Origin of the sequence: Paraburkholderia sp. (genome assembly GCF_026225065.1) — a bacterium.
Lineage (GTDB): Bacteria > Pseudomonadota > Gammaproteobacteria > Burkholderiales > Burkholderiaceae > Paraburkholderia.
Window position 1 is genome coordinate 24902 of the sequence record NZ_JAMFSB010000082.1, and the last position, 18772, is coordinate 43673.

Annotated in this window: 14 protein-coding genes; 5 read left to right on the forward strand and 9 right to left on the reverse strand. The window is 62.3% G+C overall.

All coding sequences use genetic code 11. The features are described 5' to 3' along the window. Window positions 1-38: 38 nt before the first annotated feature. The 8 genes from M0954_RS06395 to M0954_RS06430 form a co-directional block, all read right to left on the reverse strand. A complete protein-coding gene (locus tag M0954_RS06395; protein WP_297352178.1) occupies window positions 39-1310 on the reverse strand; it encodes an HlyD family efflux transporter periplasmic adaptor subunit in 1272 nt (423 codons plus the stop codon). Between the two features lie 44 nt (window positions 1311-1354). Next, window positions 1355-2905 carry an efflux transporter outer membrane subunit gene (locus M0954_RS06400; RefSeq protein WP_297352180.1) on the reverse strand — a complete coding sequence of 517 codons (1551 nt, stop codon included), beginning with the start codon at window positions 2903-2905 and terminating at the stop codon, window positions 1355-1357. 39 nt (window positions 2906-2944) lie between these two features. Continuing rightward, on the reverse strand, window positions 2945-3382 hold the full coding sequence (locus tag M0954_RS06405) for a MarR family winged helix-turn-helix transcriptional regulator (protein ID WP_122156263.1): 438 nt from the start codon (window positions 3380-3382) through the stop codon (window positions 2945-2947). A gap of 295 nt (window positions 3383-3677) precedes the next feature. Further along, window positions 3678-4529 carry a carbohydrate ABC transporter permease gene (locus tag M0954_RS06410; RefSeq protein ID WP_297352182.1) on the reverse strand — a complete coding sequence of 284 codons (852 nt, stop codon included), beginning with the start codon at window positions 4527-4529 and terminating at the stop codon, window positions 3678-3680. Between the two features lie 10 nt (window positions 4530-4539). Further along, window positions 4540-5514 carry a carbohydrate ABC transporter permease gene (locus M0954_RS06415; protein WP_297352184.1) on the reverse strand — a complete coding sequence of 325 codons (975 nt, stop codon included), beginning with the start codon at window positions 5512-5514 and terminating at the stop codon, window positions 4540-4542. A gap of 73 nt (window positions 5515-5587) precedes the next feature. Beyond that, a complete protein-coding gene (locus M0954_RS06420) occupies window positions 5588-6841 on the reverse strand; it encodes an ABC transporter substrate-binding protein (RefSeq protein ID WP_297352186.1) in 1254 nt (417 codons plus the stop codon). A gap of 34 nt (window positions 6842-6875) precedes the next feature. Next, complete coding sequence (locus M0954_RS06425; protein ID WP_297352188.1) at window positions 6876-8864, reverse strand: beta-galactosidase; 1989 nt, start codon at window positions 8862-8864, stop codon at window positions 6876-6878. Window positions 8865-8879: 15 nt separating this feature from the next. Next, window positions 8880-10049, reverse strand: coding sequence for an ABC transporter ATP-binding protein (locus M0954_RS06430; protein ID WP_297352190.1), 1170 nt, complete (start codon window positions 10047-10049; stop codon window positions 8880-8882). Between the two features lie 191 nt (window positions 10050-10240). Here M0954_RS06430 and M0954_RS06435 point away from each other — a divergent pair, with 191 nt between their 5' ends. Continuing rightward, entirely contained in the window at window positions 10241-11284 is a 1044-nt protein-coding gene (locus M0954_RS06435; protein ID WP_122156269.1) for a LacI family DNA-binding transcriptional regulator, read from the forward strand. Window positions 11285-11347: 63 nt separating this feature from the next. Here M0954_RS06435 and M0954_RS06440 read toward each other — a convergent pair whose 3' ends face one another. Continuing rightward, on the reverse strand, window positions 11348-13675 hold the full coding sequence (locus M0954_RS06440; protein WP_297352192.1) for a bifunctional diguanylate cyclase/phosphodiesterase: 2328 nt from the start codon (window positions 13673-13675) through the stop codon (window positions 11348-11350). 583 nt (window positions 13676-14258) lie between these two features. Between M0954_RS06440 and bcsD the strand changes: the two genes are divergently transcribed. From bcsD to bcsA, 4 genes are all read left to right on the forward strand, one after another. After that, entirely contained in the window at window positions 14259-14714 is a 456-nt protein-coding gene (bcsD, locus tag M0954_RS06445; protein ID WP_122156271.1) for a cellulose biosynthesis protein BcsD, read from the forward strand. A 92-nt stretch (window positions 14715-14806) separates the two neighbouring features. Continuing rightward, window positions 14807-15754: a cellulose biosynthesis protein BcsP gene (bcsP, locus tag M0954_RS06450; protein ID WP_297352194.1), complete on the forward strand. Its 948-nt coding sequence runs from the start codon at window positions 14807-14809 to the stop codon at window positions 15752-15754. Beyond that, window positions 15751-16539 (forward strand): cellulose biosynthesis protein BcsQ, encoded by a 789-nt coding sequence (gene bcsQ, locus M0954_RS06455; RefSeq protein ID WP_122156273.1) that lies wholly within the window; start codon window positions 15751-15753, stop codon window positions 16537-16539. The genes bcsP and bcsQ overlap by 4 nt, the downstream gene beginning before the upstream one ends. Beyond that, the gene (gene bcsA / locus M0954_RS06460; RefSeq protein WP_122156274.1) at window positions 16536-18746 is read left to right on the forward strand and encodes a UDP-forming cellulose synthase catalytic subunit; all 2211 of its coding nucleotides are present in this window, start codon (window positions 16536-16538) and stop codon (window positions 18744-18746) included. The genes bcsQ and bcsA overlap by 4 nt, the downstream gene beginning before the upstream one ends. Window positions 18747-18772 lie beyond the last annotated feature (26 nt).

Below are 18772 nucleotides of genomic sequence, written 5' to 3' on the forward strand. Positions count from 1 at the left end.
ACGACAAAAAATTTCGTGCCTGCGTTAGCTGTTGAACGTCAACCGGCGTTCCGCGGTACCGCGTGCCGTGCTGCGGACTTTTGCGGAGCGCCCGTCGATGCGCTCTGGCTGAGCGGTACGTTCTGGCCAATGATCTGCTCGATCTGGGCGTCGGCTGCCGCGCCATACTCAGCGAATACATCCGTGCGGTACGTCGTATTGACTGCGGCAGCCAACTGGGTGCCGGACTCGTCATGCGTGTTCACGTCGACCTGCATCGACAGGCCGATCCGCAACGGATGCGCATCGAGTTCGTGCTGGTCCAGTTGCACACGCACGGGCAGTCGCTGCACGACCTTGATCCAGTTGCCGGTGGCGTTCTGTGCTGGCAATACATCGAAGGCCGCGCCAGTGCCGGCCGAAAAACCCACCACCTTGCCGTGATACTCGACGCCCGACCCGTAGACATCAGCCGTCAACGTGACGGGCTGACCGATGCGCATGTGCCGCAATTGCCCTTCCTTGAAGTTCGCATCCACCCACACGCCGTCGAGCGGTACGATCGCCATCAACGGCGCGCCTGGGGCCACACGTTGGCCGACCTGCACCGAGCGGCGCGCGACATAGCCGGTCACAGGTGCGGGCAAGGTATCGCGAGCGTAGTCGAGGTAAGCATTGCGTACCTTCGACGCAGCGGCCTGGACGTCCGGATGCTGGCCAATCGTGGTCCGGTCGGTCAGCGCGTGATTTGCTTCGGCTTGCTGACGAGCTGCTTCGAGTGACGCCTCGGCGGACCTGACGGAGTCCTGCGCGTGCGAAATATCTTCCCCCGACACAGCTCCCGTTCCGGCCACGGCCTCGCGGCGTTTCAGGTCGTCATTTGCACGCGCCAGGTCCGACTCGCGCTGGGCGATGTTGGCTGCGTAGAAGTCGTTGTTCACGTAGAGACCGCTGACTTGCCGCACGGTCTGGCCGAGTGTCGCTTCGGCGTTCAGGAGCGCGACCCTTGCGTCGGCGCCGTCGAGGGTCACCACCGGGTCACCCTGCTTGACGATCTGCGTGTCGTCCGCGTTGACGGCAACCACGGTGCCACTGACCTGCGGGGTCAACTGCACGAGATTGCCGCTTACGTACGCGTCGTCGGTAGACTGCTCGAAGCGCCCAATCGTGTAGTAGTACGCACCGTAGGCAGCGCTGGCCACCGCGACGGTGGTCACCAGCAGCGTCAGCATAAGCTTGCGCTTGCTGCGGTTTTTCAAGTCAGCTTGTCCTGTCTGCTCGGGCTGTCCAGTTTGGGCCGGCGCGCGCTCGATAGTGGTTGTATCGCTCATTTCAATGACTCCAGGCAAAGAATGAAGGTGTCGCAAAGCGCGCATTAGCGCGCGGCGACGACGGGGTTGGGTCGAGCCGCGGATGCATTCGGCTGGCTGCCTGCGTTGGGGTGTGCGCCAGTGGTTGCATTGGCTTCTGCGCTGGCACCAGGGTCTTCCGTGTAGCCGCCGCCGAGCGCCTGCGCGAGTGCAATCTGCTGATCGCGGCGGTTCATCTTCAGGTTGGCGACCGACTCGTCGGCAGCGAGCGCATTGGTGTCTGCATTCAGCACCGTGAGCTGATTCGTTAGCCCCGCCTTGTATTGCGTCAACGCCAGCTGATAAGCGCTGCGCGCGGCGTCCTGGGCAATCTCGGCGTCGCCGAGCTGAGTGTCGGTGGAACGGATCTGCGCGAGTTGCGTGGCGACTTCCGAGAGCGCCGTAACGAGCGTCTGGTTGTAACCCGCGACGGCATCGTCAAAATCGGCGTAGCGCCCTTTCAGTTGCGCGCGCAGCTCGCCACCGTCGAAAATCGGCAGATGGACCGCCGGCCCTGCGTTGGCAGTCCGGCTCGCTGCCGTCAGGAAACGGCCGAAGCCGAAGGCATCCAGACCGATAGCCGCGCTGAGGTTGATGTCGGGGTAGAACTCGGCCTTGGCTTCCTTGACGTCATGCGTCAGCGCATCGACGCGCCAGCGTGCCGCGACGAGATCCGGGCGACGACCGACGAGGTCGGCCGGGAGGTTATCGGGCAAGCGCACCTCGTCGCCAATGCCGAGCGTGGGCCGCGCAATCGACAAGCCGCGATCGGGACCTGCGCCGAGTAAAGCAGCCAGTTGATAGCGCGTGGCGACGATGCTGCCGTCGAACGAGGCCAGCGTGGCGCGACTGGTGGCGAGATTGGCCTGCGCGGTTTTGCGCTCTACTTCGGTGTCCAGTCCATTGGCAATGCGACCCGCAGTGATGCGGTCGATCTGCTCGCGCTGCTCGACCTCCTGTTGCGCAATGTCGTGCAACACGTACAGCCGGGCCAGCTGGTTGTAGTTGCGCGCGATCGCCGAGGTCAAGGTCAGCTTGACGACCTCCGCGTCCGCTTCGCTTGCCTGGAGTTGCGACATCGAAGCCTTGAGCGCCTCGCGATTCTTGCCCCATAGATCGAGGTCGTACGAAGCCGTCAGCAACCCCTCGTTTTCCGATTGCCAGCTGCCGGCATAAGGTGGCGGGGTCGACGCGGTACCCGAGTACTGCTCGCGAGTGAACGAATAGCTCGCGCCTACCTTGGGCAGCGTGCTCGACTTCGCCGTTTCGGCATATGCCGCAGCAGCGGCAATACGGGCGCGAGCCTGCGCGAGTGTCGGACTGCCCTGCAATGCTTCGGCCAGCAGTGCCTTGAGTTGCGTGTCGCCGAACTGGTCGGCCCAATCCGTTGCCGGCCAGTGGCCCTGATCCGACGGGATGCTCTGCTGGGTCGCGAAGCTCTGCGGCTGCGCCATCTGCTTGTCGCTGGAGATGCCTGCGTAGTTCGCACACGCCGACAGGACCGCTGCGCAGATCACGGTTACGCTGGCCTTCGCGAGCCGCAAACCCGCGATCTTTCCATTTAACTGTGACTTCATTCTCTGACCTGTCAGATATATGGGTAAAAAAAATGCCAATCAGTGTTCGAGGAATTTCTTGAGCAAGCGGCCGAACTCTTTGAACTCTTCTTTGGTAAAGCTTTCGACGCGCCGATTCAGTACCGTTGGTGCGATGTCGGGAATCTGATTCGCGACTTCGAGGCCCTTCTTCGTGAGTGTCAGATTGACCACCCGGCGGTCTTCGAGGCTACGCGAGCGCTCCAGCAGCCCTTTGGACTCGAGCTTGTCGAGCATCCGGGTCATCAGGCCGGTGTCGATACCGAGAAACTTCGACAATTCGAACGGTGTGGTCGCGACGCCGCGCTGCATGGACAACAGAATGCCCATTTGCTGGCTGGTGATCTCCAGGTCCTTCAGCGCGTTGTCCAACTCAGCGATCAGGAGGTTGCGGGCCTTGTTGATGAAAAAGCCGATGCTTTCCTCCGACTGAAACCGTTCTTTCGTGTAGTGATCCATCGCTGACTCCGTGATCGTTGGAATGCACATTATCTGACAGGTCAACTACTGTCAAGCGAGATTTTTAAAAATTGGGGGAGCAAAACAGATAGAGAACCCCGCATGCGACGGCCACCGAAAGGTGGCCGTTTGTCTTTTGCGCCCTCAGCTCAGCCGCGAATCCTTTTGCCTAGGTAGGTCGCGCGTAACGTTCTTCGATTTCACCGCAAAAAAAAGCCCGCATCAGCGGGCAACCCTCTCGGAGGAGAACACGGAACATCGATTCGAATTCAGCGCATCACGTCACCTCGGCAATTCACCCTTTCGTCGCGCCAAACGTCAGCCCCGCGACGAAATGCTTTTGCATCGCAAAGAACATCGCCACCGACGGCAACGCGGCCAGAATCGACCCCGCCGACACCAGGTTCCACGCCGTCGTCCACTGCCCCTTCAGCGCGGCCACGCCGACGGTGATCGGCGCCGCCTCATCGCCCTGCGTCAGACACAGCGCCCAGAAGTAGTCATTCCACACGAACGTGAACACGAGAATGGCAAGCGCCGCGAGGGCCGGACGGATCAGCGGTAAGACAATCCTGAAGAACACTGTCCACTCGCTGGCGCCTTCAATCCGCGCCGCCTCGACCAGTTCAAACGGCAACTGTTTGATGAAATTACGTAGAAACAGCGCGCAAAAACCGGTCTGAAACGACACATGAAACAGGATCAACGCGCCGACCGTATTGAACAGCCCAAGCTTCAACGACAGATCCCGCACCGGAATCATCAACACCTGCACCGGCACGAAATTGCCAGCCACGAAAGTGGCGAACAACGTGCTGTTGCCGCGAAAACGGTAAATGGCCAACGCAAAACCCGCCATCGCCGCCAGCGTAATAGACCCGACTACCGCGGGCACAGTAATCAGCACGCTGTTCCAGAAGTAATGCAGCATCGGCGACGTGGTCAGCGCGTCGCGATAGTTGTCCCACATCGCAAAGTGTTTCGGCCAGCCCCAGTAGTTGCCTTCGCTCAACTCATCCGACGAGCGCACCGAGGTGACCAGCACGGCGATCATCGGCAGCAGCCAGATCAGCAGCGCCACTGGCAGCGAGAGCTTGTATAGCCGCCGTGAGGTCGGCCTCCATTTGTCGATCGGCATCGGATACATATCGGGCTCCTTATTGCTCAGCGCGCAGCATCCGCCGCAGGTGATAGACGATGTAGACCAGCATGATCGCGAACAGCACCACGGCGACCGCCGCGGAATAGCCAACCCGGTAATACTTGATCGCCTGGTCGTACATGTAATACGCCAGTACGGTAGAACTCTCGAACGGTCCACCGCCCGTCATCACCGAGATCAGGTCGAAGCTGCGCAATGCGCCGATCACCGTGACCACAATCGCCATGAACGTGGTAGGCCGCAGTTGCGGCAGAATCACATGCCACAGCATCGACCAGCCCTGCGCGCCTTCCATGCGCGCCGCCTCCACCTGCTCGCTGTTCAGCGAGGTCAGTCCCGTCAGATACAGGATCATGCAGTAAGCGGTTTGCGGCCACAGCGCCGCGAAGATGATGCCCGGCGTCGCATAACGCGCATCGCCGAGCACCGGCACGCCGTGCCCGAGTATCAGCGCGAGCAGGCCAAAGGTCGGATCGTAGAACCACGAGAAGATCAGCCCGACCACCACGCCTGAGAGCACGAACGGCGCAAAGAACAGCGACTTGACGACGCGAATGCCGGCCACGGCCTGGTTCAGATACAGCGCAACGCCAAGCCCCATGGGCGGCGCCAGTAGAAACAGCAGCAACCAGATCAGATTGTTCTTCAGCGCCGTATAGAAGGCGCGCGTATGGAACAGTTCGACATAGTTCGCTATCCCAACGAAACTGGGATCGGTCATCCCATCCCAGTTGAAAAAGCTGATGCGGATCGTCGACAGGATCGGCCAGATGACGTAAATCGCCACCATCACGCAAGCAGGCGCGAGAAACACGAACGCCGCAAGCTGTTGCCGGCGCGCTGTAGGCGACGGGCCGCGCTGCTGCTTCGTCGAACGCGGCACGGCCGATGGCCCGGCGCTGCCGGAGGAGCCCGGCGTTCCCGGCCCGGCATTGCCGGTAATGGATTGACGGCTGACGGAGTGAACCACGGCGAGTCTCCTGCTCGATCTCGATCAAGCGCAGGCGGCGCGAAGCCGCCCACGCTCACTTCTCTTACTTTTCTTACTTCTTGTAGATGCGCTGCCGTGTCTGCTCGAGTTGCGCCAGCACTTCATCGAGCTTCGAAGGATCAGAGATAAACTGCTGCATCCCCTTCATGCCCTCGTCGGCCATCTCCTTGGTCATGTCACGATCGTAGAACTGCGCAATGCCGCCCTTCGTGTTGGCAAGAATCTGGAAGCCGATTTTCGAAATCGGATCGTCCGGTTCCGGCGACTTGCTGTTCGCGGACAATGACCCAAGCCCCGTCGCAAGCTGCGCGCCGATTTCCGGCGTTTCGACGAAGGCCAGGAACGCATGCGCATCCGCCTTGTTCTTCGCCTTCGACGGAATATGCAGCGACTCGACCGGGCCATCTTCGGCGGTCGGCACCTTCGGATCGATGATCGGGAACTGGAAGTAGCCCATTTCCGGCTTCACGTTCGCCGGAAAACCGCCGGTAATGAACGTCCCCATCAACATCATCGCGGCCTTGCCCTGGAACAGGAACGGCTGCGCCGCATCCAGATCGTAGGAGAGCGAATTGTCGATAAAGTAGCCGTCGTCAATCAGTTGCTTCCACGTCGTGTACACCTTCTTCACGCGCGGATCGGTGTATGGCACTTCGCCCGCCATCAGCTTCTGATGGAACGCATTGCCGTTCAGGCGCAGATCCAGATAGTCGAACCAGCCGGCCAGCGTCCAGGCATCGCGGCCACCCACGGCGATCGGCGAAATCCCGGCGGCTTTCAGCTTCTTGCAGGCGTCGAGAAACTCGTCCCACGTTTTCGGCTCGCTCGCGATCCCCACCTTCTGGAACAGATCCTTGCGATAGAACATGCCCCACGAGTAGTAGACGGTCGGCGCCGCGTACTGTTTGCCCTTGTACGACGAGGCCTCCTTCGTCGAGGCGTAGGTGTTGTTCCAGCCGTTCTTGCTCCAGTCTCCGCTCAGGTCCTCAAACAGGCCGCGCTGGGCGTAATACGCCATCCGTTCGCCGTCGTGCCAGTTCACGATGTCGGGTGAGACCGTCGACAGCCAGCCCGGCAATTGCACCTTGTAGGCTTCCTCATCGATAAACGACACGTTGACGTCCGTTCCCGGATGGGCCTTCTTGAACTCGTCGATCACCTGCTGCCAGACCGCCCGCTGGCTGGCGCCCTTGAACGCGACGTTGATCGCGAGCGTGCCCGCCTGCGCGCTGCCGGCCATCGATGCTGCTGCGGTGGCCGCCGTCAGCGCGACGGCAACCAGAACCGTACGAAGTTTGAATTGCATGCCTGTCTCCTTGGTTTTTACGTCGTTTTAAGCTCTAACTGGTCCGATACACTGCCACGCCCTGCGGCCCGATTTCACGCGAGCCGATCACAAACGCATCGTCCGCGACATCTGCGAGCGTATGAGATTGCTCGCCGTAATTCAAAACGTACGCCAACGCGCCGCGCCGGCTGATACGCAAACCGTCGCCGAGCGCCGTCACATCGAGTCCGGCTTCACGCGCGACGCCCGCAAACAGTCGCGTCGTCAGGACGTCGTCGAAGATACTCGCCAGGTAGTGAATCGCCCCACTGCGAACATACGCGGGATGACCGTCAGCGAAACGGCCGCGAACCTCGAGCGCCGCCGCGCTGGCCGATTCCGTCTGCTCGATCAGATCGCGCCAATGCCGCCCTACCCCGTCATCGAGGCTTGCACTACCCACGAGCCTGACCGGTTCGGCTACGTTGGGCCGCAGCGACTCGACGCGCCACACGCGCATCGGCAAGACCGAGGCGAGCAACCCCGGCGGCAATCCTGCGGGAATCTGCAGATCCTCCGTCTTCGAGCCGGTGCGCGGCCCGAGCACGACCTGGGCGCCCGAACTGGCCAGACGCTGCGCAAGGTCCGCGGGCACCACCGGCAACGGCGGCACGACAATCATCCTGTAGCCATCGAGCGGCGCATCGACCGGCACCACATCGACATCGAGACCCAACCCACGCAGTGTCGAGTAATACTCGAACGCAAAGCGCGGATAGTGGAAGTCCGCACCCTGCGGATGAATCTCGAACAGCCACTTCGCCTCGTAGTCGTAGACGAGCGCGACCTTCGAGCGCACGCTCGCGTTCGCGTCGGCATCCGCCGCCAGCACCTTGTGAATCTCCTTGGCCACCTGCGCTGCCTCACTACCACCAAGATCCAGCAGGTTATCGGGCGTATTCAGACCCGCGTGCATCTGCTCCTGGGCAAACGGCGCCTGGCGCCAGCGGAAATACGACACGCAGCCAGCGCCGTGCGCAAACGCCTCCCAGCTCCACAAACGCACCATGCCGGGCAGCGGCGCCGGATTCCAGTGTGCCCAGTTGACCGGGCCCGGCTGCTGCTCCATCACCCAGAACGGCAGCTTCGACATGCCACGGTAGACATCGTGATTGAACGATGCGAAATCCGGATGACCGGTACGCAGCCACTTCGCCTTGAGTTCGGGAGCAAACCACTGCTCTTCGAGCGCGCCGAGCGGATAGCTGTCCCATGTAGCGACATCCAGATCAGCTGCGACCTTGTAGTGATCGAATTCGGTAAATAACTGCATGAAGTTGTGCGCGACCGGCCGGCCTGGCGAATGCGCGCGGATGATCTCGACCTGCATGCGGTTGTAGCGCGCAACTTCATCCGAGGCGAAGCGCCGGTAGTCGAGCCGGTGCGACGGATGCGCCTCGGTGACGGTCGCCACCGGCGCCTCGATCTCGTCGAAGCTGCGGTACTCCATGCTCCAGAACACGGTGCCCCACGCGCGGTTCAGCGCATCGATCGTCTGATAGCGCGCTTTCAGCCACTCGCGAAACCGCAGCACCGCCGCCCGCGAATAGCTGACCACCGTCTGATGGCAACCGAACTCGTTATCGGTCTGCCAGTACGCAACGGCCGGATGCTTGCCGTAACGCTCGGCCACCGCCGTGCAGATACGCTCCGAAGCGGCAAAATACGACGGCGACGAGAAATCGTAGTGACGGCGCGAACCGAAGGCCCGCGGCCGGCCGTCGGCGCCAACCGGCAGAATGTCCGGATGACGGTCGATCAGCCATTTCGGCGGCGTCGCGGTCGGTGTGCACATCACCACTTGCAGGCCGGCCGCACCGAGCACGTCGACGGCACGGTCGAGCCAGGCCCAGTCGTATTCGCCTGGCGTTGGCTCCATCCGGCTCCACGCAAATTCAGCAATCCGAACCTGTTCGATGCCGAGTGCTTTCATGCGACGGGCGTCGTCTTCCCACATCGACTCCGGCCAGTGTTCCGGGTAGTAACAGACTCCAAGGCGCATCCGAGTGCCCTTCCTTTATGCGTAGTGTTCGACGGATTCGAGCGAAGCGACGGCGAAACCGTCTTCGGTGAACAAATGACAGACCGGCGCAGGTGCACGAAAGGCAGCCTGATCGCCCTGCTTCAGACGGGTGTCTCCAGGCGCCTTGGCGATCAATACGACGCCCTCGCCTTCTTCAAGGTGGACATAGCTGTGCTCACCGAGCTGCTCGACGAGCGAAACCGCGCGGGTCAGCAACGAAGATTCGTGAGTCGTGTCGGCAGGGGCGTCCTGAACCCCTTCGACCATTTCCAGATGCTCAGGCCGCACGCCGAACGTCACAGGCTGCCCGACGCTGAGCGCTGCCCCATCCACGCCCACACGCACGGTCTCGCCGCTGTCATCGAGCTTCACGCTCACGCCTCGGGCATCGATCGAGGCAAGCTTCCCCGGCAGAAAATTCATTCGTGGCGAACCGATAAAGCCGGCCACAAAGCGGCTCTTCGGACGATGATACAGCTCGAGCGGCGCGCCGATCTGGGCAATGCTGCCGTAGCGCTCGGTGTCTTTGCCCGCGTGCAGCAGCACGATCTTGTCGGCGAGCGTCATGGCTTCGATCTGGTCGTGCGTCACGTAGACGACACTCGCCTTGGCAAACTGCTTGTGCAGCCGGGCGATTTCGACGCGGGTCTGGCCACGCAAAGTGGCATCGAGATTGGAGAGCGGTTCGTCGAACAGAAACACGCCGGGTTGGCGCACGATGGCGCGGCCGATGGCCACGCGCTGCCGCTGCCCGCCCGACAACGCCTTGGGACGCCGGTCAAGCAGCGCTTCGAGTTGCAGGACGCGCGCCGCTTCCCGCACCTTGCGGTCGATTTCGTCTTTGGGGGTTTTGGCGAGCTTCAGGCCGAAAGCCATGTTCTCGAACACGGTCATATGCGGGAACAGCGCGTAGCTCTGAAACACCATCGCTACGCCGCGCTGGGCCGAAGGCACGGCGTTGACGAGCTGGCCGCCGATGAAAAGATCGCCGTCGCTCACGTCTTCCAGACCAGCGATCATGCGCAACAAGGTGGACTTGCCGCAACCGGACGGCCCGAGAAACACGCAGAACTCGTTCTCGCCGATCTCGAGATCGACATCGCGAATCACTGGTGCACCGTCGCCGTACGATTTTTGGACGCCTCTTAACGAAATGCTCGCCATCGCTCCGTCTCCGTGATTTAATCGGCTCGAAGTCAGAGATTAAGCGCTTAATCTGCGCGGCCGAAAAAAATTGACCGCGTGCGATCAATGGCCTGCAGCGTCTCCGATATCTTGCTGTCTATGCGTTTAATGGTGCCGCGCCTTCATGCCGGACGCAAATCTTGAGAAACAGTCCCACATACTGAACAGCCATGCCAACACTGAGCGAAGTCGCACGCCGCGCCGGCTGCACGCCGGCCACGGTATCAAACGTGCTGCGCAATCGCGGCCGGGTCGGCGCGCAGACCCGGCAACGGGTCCTCGATGCCGTCGAAGCGCTCGGCTATCAGCCGCATCTCGCGGCACGAGCGCTCGCCGAAGGCCGTGCGCCGACCATTGCACTGATGGTCTCGAGCATCGCCAACCCGTTCTATCCCGAGTTCGCGCTGGCGGTCGAGCGCGCGGCGCGCAGCAGCGGCCACTTTCTGATCATCTGCAATACGAACGAAGATCCGCTGACGGGCCGTGCGTATCTGGAGCAGATCGCCGGCACGCTGTCTGAAGGCGTGCTAGTCATGAACGCGAATCTCGACTTCGCCGATTTGCACAAGACCGAGGCGCGCGGCGCGCCGGTCGTGCTGTGCATGTGGGAACGTCCGAACGAGCCGCCAGGCCTGCCCTGCGTGGCGGTCGATTTCCGGCTCGCCGGGCAACTGGCTGGGCAGCATCTGCTTGAACTGGGGCACCGGCGAATCGGCGCCATCGTCGGCAGCAAGGTTGCCGGCATCCATGCAGCACGTTACGAGGGATTCCTCGACGCGCTGACCACTGCCGGGCTCGATGTCGCGGATTCGCCCGTGCGCTATGCGCCTGACACGACCCAGGGAGGCTATCGTGCGACCCGTGAATTGCTCGAAGCGGATCCCAGCCTGACCGCGATCCTCGCGACCAACGACCTGCCCGCGCTCGGCGCCTTGCATGCGGCTGCCGATCTCGGATTGCAGGTGCCACATGACCTCTCCGTGATCGGCATCACCGACATCCGGCTCGCTCAGGAATCGCGGCCCGCGCTGACTACTGTCGCTGTGCCAACCGTCGAGGCGGCCGAACTGGCAGTGTCGTTGCTGCGTGAACTGATCGAGGCATCGCCGCGGGGCATACGGGCCGCCGGCAGCGCGCCGCGGATGTGTGTCACATCGGAGCCCAGGCTCGTCGTGCGCGGCTCGACGCACGCGCCTCGCGCCGCGCACGCCTGACGCACAGCACACGCCACTTGCGCCTCCCTGCACCGTGCACCGTCCACCGCTCAGGGTTCCTGACTATTCACTGGCCGGCCAAGGCAGATGCGGCGCGGACCAGTCGAGTTCCGTTCCGACCACCGAGCGCATTTCCGTCGACTGGATCGCCACCGTCACCGCGATACAGGGCCGTCCGCTCGCGAGCGACAGATAAGGACTACTGGCAACCGGCACGCCCGGCAGCAGCACCGCGTTGCGGAAATACGGGCGATGGTCCCAGCGCGCATCGCGCGGATCGGAGACCGGCTGCAGCGTTCCGGCGAGGCTCGTGCTCGCGACTCCAGCCACTTCGGATCCAATCTGACGCCCCCGGTCATCGAGGATGAAGCAGCTGATGCAGAGGTCCTGCTGCGACAGACTTGCGAACGCCTCCTCCATGTCGATACCGCTTAGCAACGCATCGGCGGCGTTGCGCAAGGCGAACCGGTACGGCTCGACCTTGTTTTCGAACAGCGCATGTAGATGCGCGCGGCCCTGTGCAATGACGTCGAACGAGCGGTCGATCAGGCGATTGATCGCGTCCGGTGGCGCGATTCTGTCAGCTGGCCGGCCCAGCAGATAACCTTGCGCGAAATCGACATTCGACTCGACGGCCAGGATCAGTTCCTCGGTCGTCTCGACGCCTTCGACCACCACCAGCATGCCGGCCTGATGCAGCAAGGACACGAGTTTGGGCAGGATCGAATGCTGGGTTCCCGGGATCGTCGCGCGAATCAGCTCGCCATCCAGCTTGACGAAGTCCGGCCGGATGCGGAACAGCCGGTCCAGGTTCGATTGCCCCGCGCCGAAGTCGTCCACGGCGATCAGAAAGCCGTGCTGGCGATAGCGAGCCGCGGCACGCGACATCTCGTCGACGCTGCCGCCATGCGATTCGAGAATTTCGAGGACGATCTTCTCCGGCTCGAGTGCGGCCGAGCGCACGATCGCGGCAAGCTGGTCGGCATAGCCATCCGCGACGAAAGTGGCGGGCAGGATGTTGAGAAAGATCCACGCCTCGTTGGGTATCAGCCGTCGCGCGTTGCCAAGGTGCACCACGTGACTGGCGCGATCGAGCTCACCTTCGTCGCTGAGCGGTCGAGGCGCAAACAGTACCGCAGGCGGCACCAGCGAGCCGTCGCTCTGCTCGCCGCGCAGCAGCGCCTCGAAGCCGACCTGCTTCTGATGCGACAAGCTATAGAGCGGCTGAAAGTGCGACATAAGATAGTAGTCTTCCCATTTGGGCCGCGCACTGCCCGACGGGTCGGCCGGGTCGCCGGCAAACAGCAGTTGCAACGGATCGAACGGACTTGCACGCTCGGCACAGACACGGTTTCTCCCGGACTGCTTGGCGCGCAACAGCGCTTCGTCGGCGCGGTCGAGCAAGGCCATGATGCTCTCCCCCGTGCGATGCTCGGCCACGCCAAAGCTTGCGGTCACGTAACCATCCGGGCGAGCGATACGGGAAACCGCCCCGCGCAGGCGTTCAGCCAGCTCAAGCGCGGACGCCAGTCCCTCGCGCCGCAAGATCGCGAATTCCTCCCCGCCGATGCGGCTCACGCTGTCCTGCGCGATGGTCTGATCCATCAACACCTGGGCGACTTCATAAAGCGTCTGGTCGCCGGCCGCATGGCCGAACTGGTCGTTCAACGACTTGAAATAGTCGATGTCGACAAAAATCGCGCAGACGTTGACGCCGTCACCGAGCGTCGAGAGGCGCCGCTCAGCCTGGTCCATGAAAGACCGGCGGTTTTGCAGTCCGGTCAGCGGATCAGTCGCGGCCAGCTCGGCAAGGCGGTTCTCCAGCAGGAAGTGATCGCGCCGGAACCAGTAGAAGCCGAAATGGAACACCGACGCAGTCGGTACGCCGATCGCCACCCATAGCAACGTCACGACGTTCACATCATGCGCATACCCTTGCCTGAATAGCAGCGGTAAACCGCTTGCGTAGAACAAGGCTGTGCCTACAAAGAAGTGCGTCGGCGTGAGCCAGAGCGGCGCCGCGCAGATCGGAATCACCAGCAAGGCAGGCAGCGCCCAGAGTAACGGCTCATTCAGGCCACTGATGTTCAGCGCGATCAGGATCACCAGCACTAGCGTAAACCCAACCCCCAGGGCGCCGAAGATCCCGGTGGTGCGTGCCTTGCGCACGCCCGCCACCAGCAGCGCCAGCAGCGCGACACAAGCGAGCCGGTAAGAAAGCGAAATGGTGGGGCCGGCTACCAGGCTGCGTGCCAGCACGAACAACAGGGCAGCCGCGACCGTAGAAGCCATCGTGATCGTCGAGAGCGGGCGCTGCTGGTCGAGCGAGCGTCGATGAAAGCGGTCACGCAAATGGGCATCGGTCATGTGTTGCGCGTGGATGGGCTGCATGTTGATAGAAGTCGGCCTGGTTCCGTCACTCTGCCGCTGGTTAACGGCAAATGTCTGACAAATATTAATGCCTTCGTCAGAAACAGATTTCGGGGGGCGCGCGGCGACGCTCCAGGCACACCGCTGCGCGACGCGCAGGTCACGCTTACCGCAAGCAAAGTGTCGGCCAGGAGAACGTTCATTCGCGACGCTGCAGGTACGCCAATGATGCAATCGCACAACAGTCCTATGCATTGATCAACGGGCACAAACCGTTTCAATTCGACGTCGTTCGTTTTCGTCTTCGCCTTGTACGCCTTAATGCGTAACGGATCAAAAAAAAATTCGCGCAAAGTTTGCATCTGTTAATGCGCTGTGTGCGTAAGGCCATATAACTTCGTGGCGGACGGTGGTAGCGAAATATTTATCTCTTAAGTAGACTGCAGATAAAGGGGCGCCGATCAACATACAGCATGCAGCACAGGTAAAAACAACCGCTGGCACGTGCCGCGCGCGCCTTACCAAATGTCACTTTCAGATGCCCGGATTCAAATACCCGTTTTAACGACGGATAAACAGCAGACGGTCATCCTTTTCGGAAAACATGGTCCCTATTCTCGACTACCTGCTCGACCGCCAGATATCCCCACAATGGCGCGGCTTGCTCACTGCATTGGCAGAAGAGTTCGAAGCGCAGATCGGGCAAGGCGAACTGCGTCAGTTGATGTATCGCGTCGGTTGCCGTTTTGCGACGGCGCATCCCTTACCGCCCTGCGGCTCGACTGTCGATCTCGCCGACGCTGTGAACGCGCGCTGGCAGGAAGCGGATTGGGGTTACGTCGATCTTTCGGACGAACCAGATTACCTGCGCATCGCTCACTCGTGCGCACCGTTGCATGCTTTCGGCTCCGCCGCGCTCAACTGGACGCCCGCCTTCCTGGAAGGCGTCTATCAGACCTGGCTCAGCGCACTCGGTGCAGAGGGTCTGTCGGTCGCGCAAGCGAGCGAGTTCGATGAGCACGCAACGATCGAATTCAGGCTTGGCCGCCAGCCGGCATGAGCCCAGTCAGGGGATGGACTTCTACCGGCTGTGACGGCCAGTAGAACACGGGCAACGCAAGACAAGATAGACATGAACAACATGGCGGCGACATGAGTCCTTCGAGCGACATTGAGACCCTCTTCGGCCATTTCGGCGGGAATGCGGGTGACTATCAGGAAATCGGTCGCGAGAACGAGGCAAACACGGCTCGCACGCGCTGGCCGCTGCTCGTCACGCTGGATCTGACGCAACCGTCGATTCCGGCGATCGTCCAACGGCGCGATGCCACTTCGAAACAGGCCGACGATGCCGCGCAAGCGCAGACCGCCGAAGACGGCAAGCCAGAGGCATCTGTCTCCGCTGACACGCCGCTGACCGGGACAGCGCTGATGCGCAGCAAGGCGCCCCTGTTTGCGCGGCCGCATCGTCGCAACATCCCGCCGGTTACCAATGTCGTGAAAGCAGACGCGCCGCGCGGTGCAGAGCGCTTTTCGGCGTTGCCGCGGGTTGCTGATCCGGCAGTCGCCGCAAGCCAGGCTGCGACGCCGGTAGCAACAGCCGCAGCCGTTGCACCGGCTGCGCCGATCCCGCCAATCCCGCCGTTAGTGGCATCGACAGCTCCCGGTTTTGCTTCTATCGCTCATATGGGCAACGTGCCGCCAGTAGTGGCTCCGGCTACTGCGCATGCCATCTCGCAGCCGGCGGTTTCGCCCGTCCCGCGCGCGTACGCACCACCCGCCGCGCCGCTGTTTCCCGCAAAGCTCGCGGGGTCCAGTGCCTTCCGCGCCCCGACCACCTCGTCCGGCTTTACCGCCGCGACGCCGCGCGCAGCCGCAGTGGCACCCGCCCCGACAGTCGCCACAGCGCCGCCTGGGTCAATTCTCGGCAAGCTGTTCAATCCGGCCGCGCGCAACCCAGTCACGGCCACCGCAACACCCGCGCCTCAAAACGCAGCGGCGCCGCTCGCTTCGGTATTCGATCGTTTGCGCGGCGAGACACCCGCCACGGCAACGCCCGTTCCTCACTCGTGGCTAACCAACGGCCCGCGTCGCTCATGAAAGTCATTGCGGTCGTATCCGCGAAAGGCGGGGTCGGCAAGACCACCCTTGCTGCCAACCTGGCTTCCGTTCTCGCCACCAGCGGGCGGCGCGTGATCGCGCTCGACCTCGATCCGCAAAACGCGCTGCGCCTGCATTTCGGCGTGCCGCTCGACAGCATCGACGGCCTCTCGCGCGCCACCTTAAGCGGCGATGCGTGGCAGAGCATCATGTTCGACGGCGTCGACGGCGTCACCGTGCTGCCCTACGGCGCCGTCCTCGAAGACGACCGGCGCCGCTTCGAAGCGTACATCGATCACGATCCGCTATGGCTCGCGCATGCGCTCGCCACGCTACGGCTCGAAGCATCCGACATTGTGATCATCGACACGCCGCCGGGCTCGTCGGTGTATACGCGCACGGCCTTGTGCGCCGCGACCTTCGCGTTGAACGTGGTGCTGCCGGATGCCGCCTCCTATGCGGCGATTCCGCAGATGGAGCGCATGATCGAAACCTACGCCTCGCCGCGTCCGGAGTTCGGCGGCGTCGGCTACGTGATCAACCAGGTCGACCAGTCGCGCCAGTTGACCAAAGACGTCCTCAAGGTGCTGCGCCATCTGCTCGGCGACAAACTCTTCCCTGGGGTCATCCATCAGGACGAAGGGGTCAGCGAGTCGCTCGCCTGCGACACCACGCTGATTCACTACGATCCGCTCAGCCAGGCAGCCGTCGATTTTCGCTCCGGCGGCCAGTGGCTGATGTCGCGGATCGACGCGATCGCTGTTTCGCCGGGGAGTGTCGCATGAGCACACCGCAATCAGAGAGCATCGATACCGCCGTTCCACCTTCGCGGCTCGAGCGCATCGTCGACGCGCGGCTGTGGGGCAGCACGGTAGTCTCCGTCTGCCTGACGCTGTTTGCGCTGTCGATCCTGTACTTCGTGTTTACGGTGCCGCTGGCGTTCTACGAGCAACTGACCTTCGCGACCTGCTGTTTTATGTGCGCGCTGCTGTTTCGCCGCCTGCAGGGCCGCTATGCGACGCTCGTGATGATCATGCTGTCGGTGGTCGCGTCAGGCCGCTATATGTTCTGGCGGTTGACGGCCACCACCTACTGGGAGCATCCGCTCGACGCCGTCTGGGGCCTGCTGCTGGTATCGGCCGAGGTCTACTCGACCATCGTGATGATGCTCGGCTACTTCCAGACTGCCTGGCCGCTCAAGCGCGAGCCGATGCCGTTGCCGGCCGATCGCAAGGCATGGCCGACCGTTGACGTGTTCATCCCCACGTACAACGAGCCGCTCTCGGTCGTCAAACCGACCATCTACGCCGCGCTCGCGCTCGACTACCCGGCTGACAAGCTGTCCATCCACGTGCTCGACGACGGCCGCCGTCCGGAGTTCAAGGCGTTCTGCGAAGAAGTCGGCGTTCACTGGACGATCCGTACGCACAATCGCCATGCGAAAGCCGGCAACATCAACGAAGCACTAAAGATCACCAGCGGCGAGTACCTCGCGATCTTCGACTGCGATCACATCCCAACCCGCTCGTTCCTGCAGATCGGCCTTGGCTGGTTCCTGCGCGACAAGCTGTTGTCGATGCTGCAGACGCCGCACCATTTCTTCTCGGCCGACCCGTTCGAACGCAACCTCGGCACCTTCCGCAAGGTGCCGAACGAAGGCGAACTGTTCTACGGCCTCGTGCAGGACGGCAACGACCTGTGGAACGCGACCTTCTTCTGCGGTTCCTGCGCGCTGCTGCGCCGCACGATGGTGGAAGAGATCGGCGGCATTGCAGTCGAGACCGTCACGGAAGACGCGCACACCGCGTTGAAGCTGCACCGCCTCGGCTACACCACCGCGTATCTGGCGATTGCCCAGGCGGCTGGCCTCGCGACCGAAAGCCTGTCGGGCCACATCGGCCAGCGGATCCGCTGGGCGCGCGGCATGACGCAGATTTTCCGGATCGACAATCCGTTGACCGGCAAAGGCCTCAAGATCGGCCAGCGGCTGTGCTACCTGAACGCGATGATGCACTTCTTCTACGGTGTGCCGCGTCTCGTGTTCCTGACCGCACCGCTGTCGTTCCTGTTCTTCGGCGCTCACGTGATCGAAGCCGCGGCCGGCACGATTGCCATCTACGCGCTGCCGCACATGATGCATGCGAGCATCACCAACTCGCGCATGCAGCGCCTGTTCCGCCATTCGTTCTGGGCAGAGGTCTATGAATCGGTGCTGGCCTCGTACATCACCGCGCCGACGCTGCTCGCGCTGATCAACCCGAAGCTCGGCAAATTCAACGTGACGGCCAAGGGCGGCCAGATCGAGAAGAACTACTTCGACTGGGCTATCTCGCGTCCCTATCTGTTTCTGCTGCTGTTGAACCTGCTCGGCTTCATCGTTGGACTCGTCCACATCTACTTCAAGTGGGACGTGCATAGCGAAGTGCAGACCACCGTGCTCAATCTGGCGTGGACGGGCTACAACATGCTGATCCTCGGTGCGAGCGTGGCCGCGGCAAGCGAGCGCCGGCAGATTCGCGCCGTGCACCGCGTGGCCATGAAGATGCCGGTGATGTTGAAGTTTTCGACCGGCCGCACGCTGGCTTGCCAGACCATCGACTATTCCGAAGGCGGCGTCGGCGTCGAGTTGCCGAACAGCATCCAGGTGCCGATGCACGAACGCGTCACCGTGTCGCTGTTCCGCGGCGATGAGGAATACGCGTTCCCGGCCACGGTCGGCTTTACGGCACCCGGACGGGTCGGCTTGCGTTTCGATGCGATGTCGCGCGAGCAGGAATACGAGTTCGTGAAGTCCACGTTCGCGCGCGCCGATGCCTGGATGGGCTGGGCCGAAGGCCGCCCAACGGACACCCCCTTGCGCGGACTCTCACACGTCCTGCTGGTCGGCGTACGCGGCATCGCCGGCCTGTTCGAACACCTCTATGCAGATCTGCGCGGCTCGATGCGTAGCCGCCCTATCGATGTCAAAAAGCTGGAAACGAAAAAAGACTGACTTATGGGCTATGGGATTGCGCGGAC